The organism is Clostridium sp. AF29-8BH, assembly GCF_003478145.1.
In the GTDB taxonomy this organism is placed as follows: domain Bacteria; phylum Bacillota; class Clostridia; order Lachnospirales; family Lachnospiraceae; genus Otoolea; species Otoolea fessa.
This window is the reverse complement of record NZ_QUEL01000036.1, coordinates 1-14098: the sequence shown is the minus strand read 5'-3', so window position 1 is coordinate 14098 and position 14098 is coordinate 1. Positions and strand designations below refer to the sequence as shown.

The following is a 14098-nucleotide window of genomic DNA, read 5'->3' as shown; positions in this document are numbered from 1 at the left end:
AGGGCTTAACCAAAAGGTTATGGTTAAGGATAGGTAAGAGGAAGTTATTTCCTGAAGGATGAAAGATAGAAAGTAGAAGAAATTCAGTGTGCAGTTTTGAAGGTATATAAACTTTCAAGAAAATCAAATATAAACGTGGATGACGGGGTGTGGCTCAGCTTGGCTAGAGCGCTGGTTTGGGACCAGGAGGTCGCAGGTTCGAATCCTGTCACCCCGATTCTTACAAATATGCGCGAGTGGCTCAGTTGGTGGAGCGCGACCTTGCCAAGGTCGAGGCCGCGGGTTCGAGTCCCGTCTCGCGCTCTTTTTATTTCTAGGATTTATGCGGGTTCCGAGGTTTTCGGAGCCCGCTTTTAATTTACATAGAATTGCTAAAAGTTTTTACTGAAGGTTTTGTATTATCATTCCGTATATGCTTGCTGGAAGAAATTCAAGAAACGAAGAAAAATGAAGGAAAATGCGTGATTTTTTTAATTTCCACTTGCATGTATACCTTGCCTGTGATATAGTATAAAGGCTGAAAATTCACGCCGGTCGGATTTGCGCAGGACGGTGCTCATTATGAGTCCCCGCGGAAAGCATGAGAAGACGGCGGAAGAAAAACCAAAATTGGAGGAAAGAAACATGAGCGTTATTTCAATGAAGCAGTTACTTGAAGCAGGTGTACATTTTGGACACCAGACCAGAAGATGGAACCCGAAAATGGCTCCGTACATCTACACCGAGAGAAATGGTATCCACATCATCGACCTTCAGAAATCTGTAGGTAAAGTAGATGAGGCTTACAAGGCAGTATCCGATATCGCAGCAGACGGCGGCACAATCCTGTTCGTTGGTACAAAGAAGCAGGCTCAGGACGCTATCAAGACCGAGGCTGAGAGATGTGGTATGTTCTATGTAAACGAGAGATGGTTAGGCGGTATGCTGACAAACTTCAAGACCATCCAGAGTCGTATCGCTAGATTAAAACAGATCGAGGCTATGTCTGAGGACGGAACTTTCGACGTTCTGCCGAAGAAAGAAGTTATCGAGCTGAAAAAAGAGTGGGAGAAGCTGGAGAAGAACCTGGGCGGTATCAAAGATATGAAGAAGATCCCGGATGCTATCTTCGTAGTAGATCCGAAGAAGGAAAGAATCTGCGTACAGGAGGCTCATACTCTGGGTATTCCGCTGATCGGTATCATCGATACCAACTGTGATCCGGAAGAGCTGGATTATGTAATCCCGGGTAACGATGATGCTATCCGTGCCGTAAAACTGATCGTTTCCAGAATGGCAGACGCTGTTATTGAAGCTAAGCAGGGCGAGGCTGAGGCAGCTGCAGCAGAGGGCGAAGCAGAGGCTACAGAGGCTTAATTAACCCCAAAATTAAAAACTGAAACCAAAAGACCAGGAGCACGCCGCGGTTTTCCGCATAAAAGCGTGCTCCGCGCGGGTATACGAACGTGTACCTGAATTTATATACACGGAGGGATTTAAGATGGCAGTTACAGCCGCAATGGTAAAAGAGTTACGTGAAATGACAGGCGCTGGTATGATGGACTGTAAGAAAGCTCTTGCAGCTACAGATGGCGACATGGACAAAGCTGTTGAGTTCCTGAGAGAAAAAGGACTTGCAGGCGCTACTAAGAAAGCTGGCCGTATTGCAGCAGAGGGTATCGTTATGACTAAGGTTACCGCTGATGAAAAGAAGGCAGTTGTAGTAGAAGTAAACGCAGAGACAGACTTCGTAGCTAAGAACGAGAAGTTCCAGAACTATGTATCTGATGTTGCTGAGCAGGCGCTGAACACAAGCGCAGCAGATATTGACGCATTCCTGGCTGAAAAATGGGCAAAGGATCCGTCCCTGACAGTTGCAGAGGCTCTGTCTTCCCAGATCTCCATCATCGGCGAGAACATGAAGATCCGTCGTTTTGCTCAGTTAGCTGAGGAGAATGGTTTCGTTGCTTCCTACATCCATGCAGGCGGCAAGATCGGCGTTCTGGTAGACGTTGAGACTGACGTTGTAAACGATGCAATCAAAGAGATGGCTAAGAACGTAGCTATGCAGGCTGCAGCTCTGAAACCGCTGTACACCAACGACAGCGAAGTAGATGCAGATTACATCGCAAAAGAGAAAGAGATCCTGACTGTAGCAGCTAAGAACGAGAAGCCGGACGCAAACGACAAGATCATCAGCGGCATGGTTATGGGTCGTATCAAGAAAGAGCTCAAAGAGATCTGCCTTCTGGATCAGGTATATGTTAAGGCTGAGGATGGCAAGCAGAGCGTAGCTCAGTATGTAGCTCAGGTTGCTAAAGAGAATGGTGCGAAGATCACTGTTAAGAAGTTCGTTCGTTTCGAGACTGGTGAAGGTATCGAAAAGAAGGAAGAGAACTTTGCAGAGGAAGTTGCAAAGCAGATGGCACAGTAAGCGAACTACTTGTTGTAACTTCATATAACTTATTAGAAAGTGCTGAAACCCAGTATTTATGTAGGGTTTCAGCACTTTTTTGTGTACTGTTTTTTGATACTTTTTTATATAACTTGTTGCAATTTATTATATCTTCTTATGCGAATTGTGTAAAAAAGTGTGTAGTGAGTTGTGTAGAGGTTTTGGGGGATTTGTGTAATAACACGAATGGAACGCCTCAGCTGATTGCAGACGCGTCTTTGCAGTCTGCTCAGCATTACATTTACCGGTCTCAGGATCCCATTAGCGATTCTTTTGGGTGGCATTATGGGACTCACCGGAATCTGGCGGGCGCTTACGCTGACCTTGATCGTGAAAGGATAGGGGATAAAAGTGCACCAGAAAGTCGCACTTGAAAATTTCGCCAGATGCGCTATAATAAGTCTGGCGATGGTTCAGCATGGAAACATTGCAAATTTGATAAAAACAGGGGAGCTCGTTAGCGGGCTGAGAGGAAGTAATCGAACTTCGACCCTTTAACCTGATGCGGATAATGCCGTCGTAGGAAGTCATGAGATGAATTTTTACAGGAGATATCCGCAGGGGTATCTCCTGTTTTTTCATATAACAGGAAAATCCGTTGAAATTTCCTGTTATATAAAAGCCCTACCGGGCGGGATCGCACTGCGGCGGAAGGGAATCATGTCGCAAGCAACCGCGCTCGGCGCGGGAATGTGCCAGGGCACATTCTTTTAAAATTAAATTCTTTGAAAGGGGGAACGTATTCCGCATGTGTGCGGCGAGCTGAGGGGGAGCGCCCTGGGCTTTGTAGGCAGCGATGGGAAGCCGTGTTCCGGCGTGAGAGGATACCAGAGAGTATCGACCGAATTTCATGCAGAAAACGTAAATTGTTCGTAACTGTTCAAGAATATCAAAGAAACAGAACAGTTGCAAATTTTCAAAGAAGGAGAAGAAAAATGAATAAGACAAACACGAAAAAACTGGCGATTGCGGCTGTATTCTGTGCCGTTGCCGTCGTAGGAAGTTTATTTTCCGTTCCGGTGTTCGGAAGCAAGTGTTCCCCGGTACAGCATATGGTAAATATCCTGTGTGCCGTTCTTCTGGGACCGGGCTATGGACTGGGAGCGGCCTTTGCAGCGGCGCTGATCCGAAATCTGTTAGGACTTGGAAGCCTGATGGCATTTCCGGGCAGTATGTTTGGCGCCCTGATCTGCGGACTGGTTTACAAGAAAACGCAGAGTGTGTTCGCAACTTTGATCGGTGAGGTGCTTGGAACGTCCATTCTGGGCGGATTTGCAGCATATCCGGTGGCAGTTTTCCTGATGGGAAAGAGCGCGGCGGGACTGGCTGTCTATGCCTATGTGGTTCCGTTTTTGATCTCGACCGCGGGAGGCGCGATCATAAGCGCGGTTCTGATTTTAAGTTTAAAGAAAGCCAATATTTTAGCAGGAATGCAGGAAGCACTGAGAGAGGAGAAGCCAGCACATGTTTAAAGAAATATTTGATAATGTAAGAGAAAAATGTCCGTTAATCCATAACATCACGAACTACGTGACTGTCAATGACTGTGCCAACGTGGTACTCGCATGCGGCGCGTCCCCGATCATGGCGGATGATAAGGACGAAGTTTCGGATATCCAGACCATCTGTGGCGGACTGAATATCAATATCGGCACATTAAACAGCCGGACCATCGAATCCATGCTGCTTGCCGGAAAACGGGCAAATGAGCTGGGTCATCCGGTAGTTTTAGACCCGGTAGGCGCCGGTGCGTCGAAACTCAGAACAGAGACCGCCAATCAGCTTTTAAAGGAAGTCAGGTTTACCGTGATCCGCGGGAATATTTCGGAGATTAAGACACTGGCACTTGGAAATGGAACGACGAAGGGCGTGGATGCCGATCTGGCAGACCGGGTGACGAAGGAAAACCTGGACGAGGCGGCAGCTTTTGCGAAGGCATTTGCCGGAAAGATGAACGCGGTCGTTGCGATCACCGGTGCGATCGACATTGTGGCGGATGCGGAGAAGGCATACTGCATTTACAACGGTCGTCCGGAGATGTCTTCCATCACGGGAACCGGCTGTCAGCTCTCGGCTCTGACGGCGGCCTTTGTGACAGCCAACCAGGAACAGCCGCTTGAGGCAGCTGCTGCGGCAGTCTGCGCGATGGGACTGTCCGGGGAGACGGCATACGCCCGCTTAGGTGAACTGGACGGCAATGCGACCTACCGGAATTATATCATTGATGCTATTTATCGCATGAACGGAGAAGCGCTGGAGGCCGGAGCAAAATTTGAAGTAAGATAATAGAGCTTTAGTGTCCGTTTTTATAAGAACAGCTGAGAGAAGGAGGAAATGCAGATGAACTGCAGACCGGAAGATATGCTGCTTTACGCGGTGACAGACCGCGCATGGCTGAAGGGGGAAACTCTGGAGAGTCAGGTTGAGAAAGCTTTGAAAGGCGGGGCGACGTTTGTCCAGCTGAGAGAAAAGGAGCTTGACGAGGCGGAGTTTCTGGAGGAGGCAAAGAAGCTTAAAATGCTTTGCAGAAAGTATCAGGTTCCGTTTGTGATCAATGACAACGTGGAGATTGCCCTGGCGGTGGATGCGGACGGCGTCCATGTGGGACAGAGCGATATGGAAGCGGGAAAGGTCCGGGAAAAGCTGGGACCAGATAAGATCATCGGCGTTTCCTGCAAAAATGTAGAACAGGCGCTTCTTGCGAAAAAGCATGGGGCGGATTATCTGGGAGTCGGAGCCATCTATCCGACGGGAACCAAAAAGGACGCCGATGCCGTGACGCCGGGGATGCTTGCCAAGATCTGTCAGGCAGTCGATATTCCGGTTGTTGCGATCGGCGGACTGAATAAAGAACATCTGGAGCTGTTAAAAGGAACAGGTGTGGACGGCATTGCAGTGGTCAGCGCCCTGTTTGCGGCCGATGATATTGAAAAGGCAGCAGAGGAACTGAAGGAAGCTGTAAAAAAGGTTCTGTAAAGATGAAAACGTTGTCATTTTGTCAAAAAATGGCATGAAAAAGTTTATAAGAAAAAGCTTGTGAAAAAAGCTTCATTAAAAAATGGTAAGAAACTTTGCAAAAAGTTTTTTATGGCGGCACATTGGGGGCACCACCTTGTGTCGCCTTATAAAAGTTATTGATGCCTGAAAGGAGTTAATTATGAAGACAGCATTAACAATCGCTGGAAGTGATTGCAGCGGAGGCGCCGGTATCCAGGCCGATTTAAAGACGATGATCGCCAATGGAGTATATGGAATGAGTGCGATCACGGCGCTGACGGCCCAGAACACAACCGGCGTCCAGGGGATTTTTGAGGTAACCCCGGAATTTCTGGAACAGCAGATTGACAGCGTATTTACGGATATCCGTCCGGATGCGGTAAAGATCGGCATGGTTTCTTCAACCGGACTGATCAAGTCGATTGCGAAGAAGCTTTGTGAGTACCAGGCAGAAAACATTGTTGTGGACCCGGTTATGGTGGCGACGAGCGGAGCAAAGTTAATCGGTGACGACGCCATCGACACATTGAAAGAATCGCTTTTTCCATTAGCGGCGGTTCTGACACCGAACATTCCGGAGGCGGAGGTCTTATCGGGAATGAAAATTAAGTCTGCCGACGATATGATTGCGGCAGCAAAATGGATCAGTGAAACGTACCATTGTGAGGTTCTCTGCAAGGGCGGACATCAGTTAAATGATGCCAACGATCTTTTATACCGGGACGGCGGATACCGTTGGTTTAACGGAAAACGCATCCACAATTCCAACACCCATGGGACGGGCTGTACCCTGTCCAGCGCGATTGCATCCAATCTGGCGAAGGGCTATGATCTCGACACCGCGGTGGAACGTGCCAAAGCATATATTTCCGGCGCACTGGGAGCGATGCTGGATCTCGGCAAAGGATCCGGTCCGATGGATCATGGATTTGATTTCCGGGGAAAAGGATTTGCGGAGGAACGCGTATGACAATGACAGAGAGGCTTTTGGAAGCCACAAAGGAGATCTGGGCTGGTTACAATGAAAAACCGTTCGTAAAAGGCATTGCGGACGGCAGTCTGGATCATGATAAATTCAAATATTATATGATACAGGATTATCTGTATCTGATTGATTACACAAAGGTGTTTTCCATCGGGGCGGCAAAATCAACGGATCTCGCATTTATGCGCCTGTTTGCCGGATATACCACTCGATTCTGGATGGGGAGATGGATATTCACCGTGCTTACATGGAACGTTTGGGGATAACCAGAGAAGAGGCGGAACAGACGCCGGTCGCTCTGGATAACCTTTCTTATACTTCTTATATGCTTCGCATCGCTTATGAGGGGGGCACGCCGGAGGCGGCAGCAGCGATATTGTCCTGCGCCCTCAGCTATGAATGGATTGCGAAGAAAATCGCAGCAGACAGACCGGATGCCGACAAACATCCATTTTATGGAGAGTGGATCCGGGGATACGCTTCCGAGTCTTACCACAAGGAAAATGAAGTCCTTGTAGAGTGGATGAACCGTCTGGCAGAGGATCTGTCTGAGAAACAAAAGAAACATCTGGTGGATATTTTTGTGGCCTGCTCCCGCTATGAAGCGGCATTCTGGGATATGGCGTGGGAAATGAGGCGGTAAATATGCTTACATTTGACAACGTGCGTTTCCAATATGCGGTAGAGGATTTTTCGATCATTGACCATCTGTCGTTTGAAGTCCAGAATGGGGAGTTTGTGTCCATCATCGGCGCTTCCGGCTGTGGAAAAAGTACGATCTTCCGGCTGGTAAATAAGCTTCTTACCCCGGCTTCCGGTGTGATCCGGGTGGATGGGGAATCGATCGAAACGAAGAAAAATTACTGCGGATATATGCCGCAGCAGGATCTGCTGTTTCCATGGCGCACCGTGCGGGAGAATCTGATGCTTCCGATGGAGATTCAGGGCGGATATTCGAAGAAACAGATGCAGAAAAAAGCGGATGATGCGCTTCAATCGGTTGGACTTGCAGACTGGGGAGATAAGACGCCGAAAGAGCTTTCCGGCGGTATGCGCCAGAGAGCCGCCTTTGCGAGAACGGTTCTGACGGGTTCAGACCTTCTGCTTTTGGATGAGCCGTTTTCAGCCCTGGATTATCTGACAAGACTGTCTATGCGGGAGTGGCTTCTGGAACAGTGGGAGAAGGAGAAAAAGACGGTTCTTTTCATCACGCATGATGTGGAAGAAGCGGTGTTTCTGTCCAGCCGGATTCTCGTGGTGGAACAGTCACCGATCACACATCTGCGCTCCATCGAGGTCCCGGCGGGATATCCGCGATCCCGGGAAGAGCTTCGCAGACCGGAGATTCTGTCCTTAAAGGAAGAACTGATCGGAATGCTTAAGAAGGAGAAGTCGTGATGGAACAGAAAAAAACAAATAAAATGGGAAGCCGGATGAATGCGAATCTTCCAGCCCTGATTCTGGTGGCGGTGCTTCTGTTTACATGGCAGGCAGCGGCTATGGGGATTGATGCGGCCTATATTCTCCCGTCTCCGGTTCAGGTGGTTGTACGGCTGTGGGAACTTCGGGGTCCATTATTTACGGCACATCTGCCGGCGACGATGTCGGTAGTCGTGATTGGACTTTTGATCTCGATCGTGCTGGGCGTGGGACTGGCTGTGCTGATGGATGCCAGTGAGACGGCAAGAAAGGCGCTGTATCCGCTGATCATCGCCTCGCAGACAATCCCGACGACGGCGCTGGCACCGCTGTTTGTCCTCTGGTTTGGCTACACGATCTGGAGCAAGGTGCTGGTAACGGTACTAATTACGTTTTTCCCGATCACGATCACGGTATTTGACGGGTTCCGGTCGGTGAAGACGGAAATGGAAGAACTTTTGTTTACATTTGGCGCGGATAAACGTCAGATCTTTTTGAAATTAAAGATTCCGGCGACGCTTCCGTACTTTTTTTCAGCGATCAAGATGGCGGTACCGCTGTCGATCATCGGAGCGGCGATTGGAGAATGGCTGGGCGCCCAGAGCGGACTCGGATATTTCAGCCGGAGAATGATGACCCAGTTAGATGGAGCCGGTGTATTTGCACCGATTCTGCTCTTATCGGTAGTGGCGATGGCGGCAACGTGGGTTGTCTCGCTGCTTGAAAAGCGGATGATTTTCTGGAGGAATGAGTAGGAAATTGTGATATAGGATGAAATTTTGAAGTATGTGTGCGGATATTGAAAAGTCTGTATTTTTGAAATGTGTGCTGCAGACCGAAAAAAGTGTATTCACAAAAAAGCTACTCGTGAAGAAGTGCAGATCTTTGAGATTGGTATGTGAATCCAGCAAGTCATATGCAAAAAAACTGGAAAACAGATAAGTGATAGGGAAATATAAACGGAAATTTGTAAAAATGAAAGGATATGAGATGAAAAAACGAATGAAAATGGCTGCCGCAGTGATGGCAGCAGTGATGGGAATGATGACACTTGGCGGATGTGGAACGGCCAGCGAAAAGAGTGAGACAGCTGCTCAGGCAGAGGGCACGGATGCGAAACAGACCTCGGAAGATGGAAAAAGTCAGGATCTTAAGGAGATCAATGTGGTTCTTGACTGGTATCCGAATGCGATCCATACCTTTATTTATACGGCGATCGAGCGCGGTTATTATGCGGAAGAAGGACTGGATGTGAAAGTGCGTTTTCCGGCCAATGCGAACGATGCGTTATCACTGGTAGCGGCTGGAAAGGCGGAGATCGGCATGTACTATCAGCAGGATGTGATCCAGGCGGTTGCCAATCAGGGAACGAAGATCAAATCCATCGGTGCGATCGTGCAGTCCCCGTTAAGTGTCGTTCTTTCTTTAAAGGATAAGAATATCACAGGACCGGAAAATCTGGTTGGAAAAACCGTTGGTTACGGCGGAACAGCACTCAGCGAGGCGGTTGTCAAGAGCATGATGGAATATGTGGGAGCGGATGCATCGGATGTAAACCTGATCGATGTCGGATTTGAACTGATGAGTTCTATGACGACCGGCAATGTGGATGCGACGATCGGATGCCTTGTTAACCATGAGGTTCCGCAGATGGAGGAAGAGGGCTTTGATGTCAACTACTTCATGGCAGCTGGATATGGAATCCCGAATTATTATGAGGAAGTATTCCTTGCCAACAACGAAATGATCCAGCAGGAGCCGGAAGTTCTGGAAGGATTCTTACGTGCATCGAAGAAGGGCTTTGAAGACTTTAAGAACGATCCGAATGGCTGCCTGGCAATCCTGATGAATAATCAGAATGAGGAAAACTTCCCTCTGACCCAGAGCGTGGAGGAGAAGTCCTGTGAGACACTTCTGCCGCTCATGGAGAGCGATGAGGTTCCGTTTTTGACCCAGACCGAAGAGTGCTGGCAGGAAAACATCGACTGGATGAGCGAGAGCGGGCTGATCGATAAGAAAGTGGATGTTTCGGATGTGATGGTAAACCTGCAGGAGTAAGAGCCAGAAGTAGTCAGAGACTGCCTGTTTGTGCAGAGCAAGTAAATTTCCGGAACTGGAAATTCTGGTGTTTAACATATATATGCAAGACAAGAATGGTAACAGAGTTACAGAGTTACTGGGGAAGATGGAGTCTCAGAATGTTGACAGTCTGCCAGCCAGGATATATAATATTTTCGTAACTGTTCAGTACCTTAACAGTCACGCGCAAAAATCCATTAAAGAAAAAAAACCAGAATGGAAGGGGAAACAAATAGATGAAGAAAATTATTTTAACCGGCGATCGTCCTACAGGACGCTTACATGTCGGACATTATGTTGGCTCTCTGAGCGAGAGAGTGAGACTTCAGAACTCCGGCAAGTTCGATGAGATTTATATTATGATTGCCGATGCGCAGGCACTGACGGACAATGCCGATCACCCGGAAAAGGTGCGTAAAAATATTCTGCAGGTTGCCCTGGACTATCTGGCTTGTGGAATTGACCCGGAGAAATCCACCATCTTTATCCAGTCGATGGTGCCGGAGCTGACAGAGCTTACTTTCTACTATATGAACCTGGTTACGGTATCCCGTGTACAGCGAAATCCTACCGTAAAAGCGGAGATTCAGATGCGTAATTTTGAGGCAAGCATCCCGGTTGGATTCTTTACTTATCCGATTAGCCAGGCGGCGGATATCACTGCATTCCGCGCGACGACCGTTCCGGTTGGAGAGGATCAGATGCCGATGTTAGAGCAGTGCAAGGAGATCGTCCATAAATTCAACAGCGTGTACGGCGAGACTCTGACGGAACCGGAGATTCTGCTTCCGTCCAACAAGGCGTGTCTGCGTCTGCCGGGTATCGATGGAAAGGCAAAGATGAGCAAATCGCTTGGAAACTGCATCTACCTCTCTGATTCGGAAGCAGATGTGAAGAAGAAGATCATGTCCATGTTTACAGATCCCAATCACCTGCGTGTCGAGGATCCGGGTAAAGTCGAGGGCAATCCGGTCTTCATCTATCTGGATGCATTCTGCCGTCAGGAGTATTTTGCAGAGTTCCTGCCGGATTACCAGAACCTGGACGAGCTGAAAGCACATTACCAGAGAGGCGGTCTGGGCGATGTGAAGGTGAAGAAATTCTTAAATAACGTTATGCAGGCTGAATTGTCTCCGATCCGTGCGAGACGCCAGGAATGGGAGAAGAGAATCCCGGATGTATTTGACATTCTGAAAGAGGGAAGCAAGGCAGCAGAGGCGAAGGCTGCTGAGACGCTTCGCGATGTGAAGGCTTCAATGCGGATCAATTACTTTGATGATGACAGTCTGATCGATACGATCGAGGACTAAGAGAAAAAGTGGAAATTCGGTGCGGCTTTCTGAAATGCCGGGAGTGTGCTGCCGGAAATGAATTGAATTAAGAAATAGAGAAAAGTCTGTCTTTTGGCATGGGAAAGGTGTCGGGGGACAGACTTTTTTGCGTGATTCCCACTTAAAAACGGTTTACATAGTCCCTAAAATTCGATATAATAATCTGTATTGCGTTATAACGCAAGGCTATATCAAATATGAAATGAAAGAATACTAAGAGGGCTACACATGAGTAAAAACAAACAATGGGCGAGTAAGCTGGGCTTTATTATGGCGACGGCTGGGGCGGCGATTGGATTGGGAATCTGTGGAAATTTCCATATCTGATGGGAAAGAACGGTGGATTTCCATTTCTGGTTGCGTATCTGTTTTTTATCGTCGTTCTCGGACTGCCGGTTATGATCACGGAAATGTCCCTGGGACGGAAGACGCGGCATGATCCGGTGCAGGCATATGCGGACATTCATCCGCACGCACGGATTGTCGGTATATTCGGCGTACTGGCGGCGTTTATTATTTTGAGTTATTACAGCGTCATTGGCGGCTGGATTTTAAAGTATATTGCCAGCTATGTGACGACGGCGGCAGCGCCGGATTTTAACGCCTTTATCGGCAGTAGCGAGCCGGTGATCTGGCATATTGTATTTATGGCAGCGACTATAGCTGTCTGCTATTTTGGCATCAATGGCATTGAGAAAGCGAGCAAATTGATGATGCCGATGCTTCTGGTTCTGTTATTTGTCATCATTTTCAGAAGCGTGACGCTTCCGGGAGCTTCGAAAGGACTGTTATTTATCTTCCAGCCGGATTTTTCGGCGTTCACGCTTTCTTCTGTCAGCGCGGCACTGGGACAGGTGTTTTATTCCCTGAGTCTCTGTATGGGTATCACGATCACCTACGGAAGCTATCTGAGTGGAAAGGAAAATATTCCAAAAAGCTGTATGATCGTCGGTGGTCTGGACACCGTGATTGCGGTTCTCGCGGGTATCGCGATCTTTCCGGCAGTATTTGCCTTCGGTCTGGAGCCGGGACAGGGACCGGGACTGATTTTCGGCACACTGCCGATGGTATTTGCGAATATTGCGGGGGGAACTTTCTTTGCAATCCTGTTTTTTGCGCTGGTTTTTTTTCGCAGCCGTTACGAGTGCGATCGCACTTCTGGAAGTCTGTGCCTCTTTTGCGATTGATTCGCTGGGCTGGGAACGCAAGCATGCGGCGCTTGTGATTGGTACGGCGATCACGCTGCTTGGCATTCCGAGTGCGCTGTCCTTCGGCGTCCTGAGTGATGTCACAATCCTGAATCAGTCGGTCTTTGATTTCGCTGGACTGGTAACGGATAATATTCTGATGCCGCTCGGTGGACTCACGATGTGCTACTATGTAGGCTGGAAATGGAAACCGGAGTATCTACTTGCGGAGATCGAGGCGGACGGTACGAAATTCCGTCTGGGAAAACTCTGGGTGTTCTGCATCCGATTCCTGACGCCGATTATGGTGGGAATCGTCAGTGTAACTGGATTTTATAATTTGTACTTGGCGATTCGGTAGGAAGAGCGGTTTTGTTGACAAAAACAGGAAATTGCCGTATAATTTGTTAAAGTTCAGACAAGGTCATGGAAATAGGGATAGGATGTGCTTGACGGTGGATCAAGGGCGGAAAAAGACCATTTGTGTGATAATCTGAATGGACAGACAACTTGGGGAAACTTGAATATAAGACAATTAAATTATGGGGATACCGCAGAATGACAAGGATGTGATTAGGCGGTGTCCCTACTTCGACTGTCGGGAATGAATCGGATAAGAGGCATTGCCGCAGGCGGAAAAGCTGCGCCGTGTGAGTGAGCACAGAATCACAAGCCGGAAGACGTTGCGGAGAAAGCAGAGAAGGAGGATGAGATATATGGTTCAGAGAAAGAAAACATTAGCCAAGACAGCGGCAAAGAAATCTGTTTCAACGGAAGAGAAAAAGGTTCCGTCTGTTGTGGAGAAAAAAGAGACAGCCGTAGCTGAAGTGGCGAAGAAAGAAACGGCAGTGGCAGCAGTCGCAAAGAAAGAGACAGCGGTAGCGGAAGTGGCAAAGAAGGAAACAGCTGTTGCAGCGGTGGAGAAAAAAGAGACGGCAGTAGCATCCGTTCCGAAAAAGGAAACTGCACTGGCACATGTAGAGAAGAAAGAAACAGCCGTAGCGCCGGTACAGAAGAAGGAGACCGCCCTCGCAGAGAAGAAAGAGATGGCAGCAGCCGCAGAGAAAAAGGAGACAGACGTGACCGTAAAGAAAACAACTGCAAAGAGAACCACAAAGACAACCACAAAGACAACCACTGCAGCAAAGAAGACAGCTGAGAAAAAGGAAGTAAAGACAGTTGCATACGTACAGTACGCAGGTGCTGAGATTTCTATCGAGAAGCTGGAGGCAGAAGCAAAGAAAGCATATGCAGCTCTGGGACATAAAGAGGACGAGATTGAGACTCTGACCCTGTATGTTAAACCGGAAGAGCGTGCCGTTTACTATGTGGTAAATGGAGAAGGTTCCAGCGAGTACAAGATTGTGTACTAAGGTGGGCGTTCGGTGAAGTTTACGGATCTGTATGATGGGAAGTTTACATACCATATCTGCTTAAAAGAGGAAGCAGATATAAAAATCTAAGAATGGTAAAAAGTCAGTTTTTATATCTTTGGTGTATTAAGAGAGATATAGAACTGGCTTTTTATTTCATAGAAAAATGTGTCCTATGGTAACTGTTCAGTAGGTCTGCGCATTTACTGCGCTGACCGTACGAAAACATGGGCCAGCAGGCAAAAATCCCATTGCCGTAGGCAATTTTTGATGGATTTTTGCGCGTGACTGTG

The 14098-nt window shown here is 48.1% G+C and carries 15 protein-coding genes, 2 tRNA genes and 1 riboswitch; all 17 genes read left to right on the top strand.

Annotated elements, in window-relative coordinates; translation table 11 throughout:
* Positions 1 to 143 precede the first annotated feature (143 nt).
* The 17 genes from DWZ16_RS14660 to DWZ16_RS14590 all read left to right on the top strand — a co-directional run bounded on the left by DWZ16_RS14660 (position 144) and on the right by DWZ16_RS14590 (position 13805).
* A tRNA-Pro gene (locus DWZ16_RS14660) sits at positions 144 to 217 on the top strand.
* 13 nt (positions 218 to 230) lie between these two features.
* Positions 231 to 303 (top strand) — tRNA-Gly (locus DWZ16_RS14655).
* A gap of 321 nt (positions 304 to 624) precedes the next feature.
* Entirely contained in the window at positions 625 to 1356 is a 732-nt protein-coding gene (rpsB, locus tag DWZ16_RS14650) for a 30S ribosomal protein S2 (RefSeq protein ID WP_022359217.1), read from the top strand.
* A 124-nt stretch (positions 1357 to 1480) separates the two neighbouring features.
* The gene (gene tsf / locus DWZ16_RS14645) at positions 1481 to 2413 is read left to right on the top strand and encodes a translation elongation factor Ts (RefSeq protein WP_117796323.1); all 933 of its coding nucleotides are present in this window, start codon (positions 1481 to 1483) and stop codon (positions 2411 to 2413) included.
* A gap of 457 nt (positions 2414 to 2870) precedes the next feature.
* Positions 2871 to 2977, top strand: a riboswitch (TPP riboswitch).
* A gap of 392 nt (positions 2978 to 3369) precedes the next feature.
* A complete protein-coding gene (thiW, locus tag DWZ16_RS14640) occupies positions 3370 to 3906 on the top strand; it encodes an energy coupling factor transporter S component ThiW (protein ID WP_117796324.1) in 537 nt (178 codons plus the stop codon).
* The gene (thiM, locus tag DWZ16_RS14635) at positions 3899 to 4720 is read left to right on the top strand and encodes a hydroxyethylthiazole kinase (protein WP_118523120.1); all 822 of its coding nucleotides are present in this window, start codon (positions 3899 to 3901) and stop codon (positions 4718 to 4720) included. The genes thiW and thiM overlap by 8 nt, the downstream gene beginning before the upstream one ends.
* 54 nt (positions 4721 to 4774) lie before the next feature.
* Positions 4775 to 5410: a thiamine phosphate synthase gene (thiE, locus tag DWZ16_RS14630; protein ID WP_118472127.1), complete on the top strand. Its 636-nt coding sequence runs from the start codon at positions 4775 to 4777 to the stop codon at positions 5408 to 5410.
* 181 nt (positions 5411 to 5591) lie between these two features.
* Entirely contained in the window at positions 5592 to 6401 is an 810-nt protein-coding gene (gene thiD / locus DWZ16_RS14625) for a bifunctional hydroxymethylpyrimidine kinase/phosphomethylpyrimidine kinase (RefSeq protein ID WP_118472126.1), read from the top strand.
* The gene (locus DWZ16_RS17070) at positions 6398 to 6682 is read left to right on the top strand and encodes a hypothetical protein (protein ID WP_412694364.1); all 285 of its coding nucleotides are present in this window, start codon (positions 6398 to 6400) and stop codon (positions 6680 to 6682) included. Before thiD ends, DWZ16_RS17070 begins: the two co-directional genes overlap by 4 nt.
* Positions 6643 to 7059 carry a hypothetical protein gene (locus DWZ16_RS17065; protein ID WP_412694363.1) on the top strand — a complete coding sequence of 139 codons (417 nt, stop codon included), beginning with the start codon at positions 6643 to 6645 and terminating at the stop codon, positions 7057 to 7059. Before DWZ16_RS17070 ends, DWZ16_RS17065 begins: the two co-directional genes overlap by 40 nt.
* A gap of 2 nt (positions 7060 to 7061) precedes the next feature.
* Positions 7062 to 7814 (top strand): ABC transporter ATP-binding protein, encoded by a 753-nt coding sequence (locus DWZ16_RS14615; protein ID WP_118523119.1) that lies wholly within the window; start codon positions 7062 to 7064, stop codon positions 7812 to 7814.
* A 35-nt stretch (positions 7815 to 7849) separates the two neighbouring features.
* The gene (locus tag DWZ16_RS14610; RefSeq protein ID WP_118472138.1) at positions 7850 to 8590 is read left to right on the top strand and encodes an ABC transporter permease; all 741 of its coding nucleotides are present in this window, start codon (positions 7850 to 7852) and stop codon (positions 8588 to 8590) included.
* A 235-nt stretch (positions 8591 to 8825) separates the two neighbouring features.
* A complete protein-coding gene (locus tag DWZ16_RS14605) occupies positions 8826 to 9893 on the top strand; it encodes an ABC transporter substrate-binding protein (protein WP_233430188.1) in 1068 nt (355 codons plus the stop codon).
* 257 nt (positions 9894 to 10150) lie between these two features.
* The gene (trpS, locus tag DWZ16_RS14600) at positions 10151 to 11224 is read left to right on the top strand and encodes a tryptophan--tRNA ligase (RefSeq protein WP_118523118.1); all 1074 of its coding nucleotides are present in this window, start codon (positions 10151 to 10153) and stop codon (positions 11222 to 11224) included.
* 347 nt (positions 11225 to 11571) lie between these two features.
* Entirely contained in the window at positions 11572 to 12432 is an 861-nt protein-coding gene (locus tag DWZ16_RS17060) for a sodium-dependent transporter (protein ID WP_412694362.1), read from the top strand.
* Positions 12359 to 12793, top strand: a complete 435-nt coding sequence (locus DWZ16_RS17055; protein WP_412694361.1) for a hypothetical protein — start codon at positions 12359 to 12361, stop codon at positions 12791 to 12793. Before DWZ16_RS17060 ends, DWZ16_RS17055 begins: the two co-directional genes overlap by 74 nt.
* Before the next feature lie 355 nt (positions 12794 to 13148).
* The gene (locus tag DWZ16_RS14590; RefSeq protein ID WP_117796331.1) at positions 13149 to 13805 is read left to right on the top strand and encodes a DUF6465 family protein; all 657 of its coding nucleotides are present in this window, start codon (positions 13149 to 13151) and stop codon (positions 13803 to 13805) included.
* Positions 13806 to 14098 lie beyond the last annotated feature (293 nt).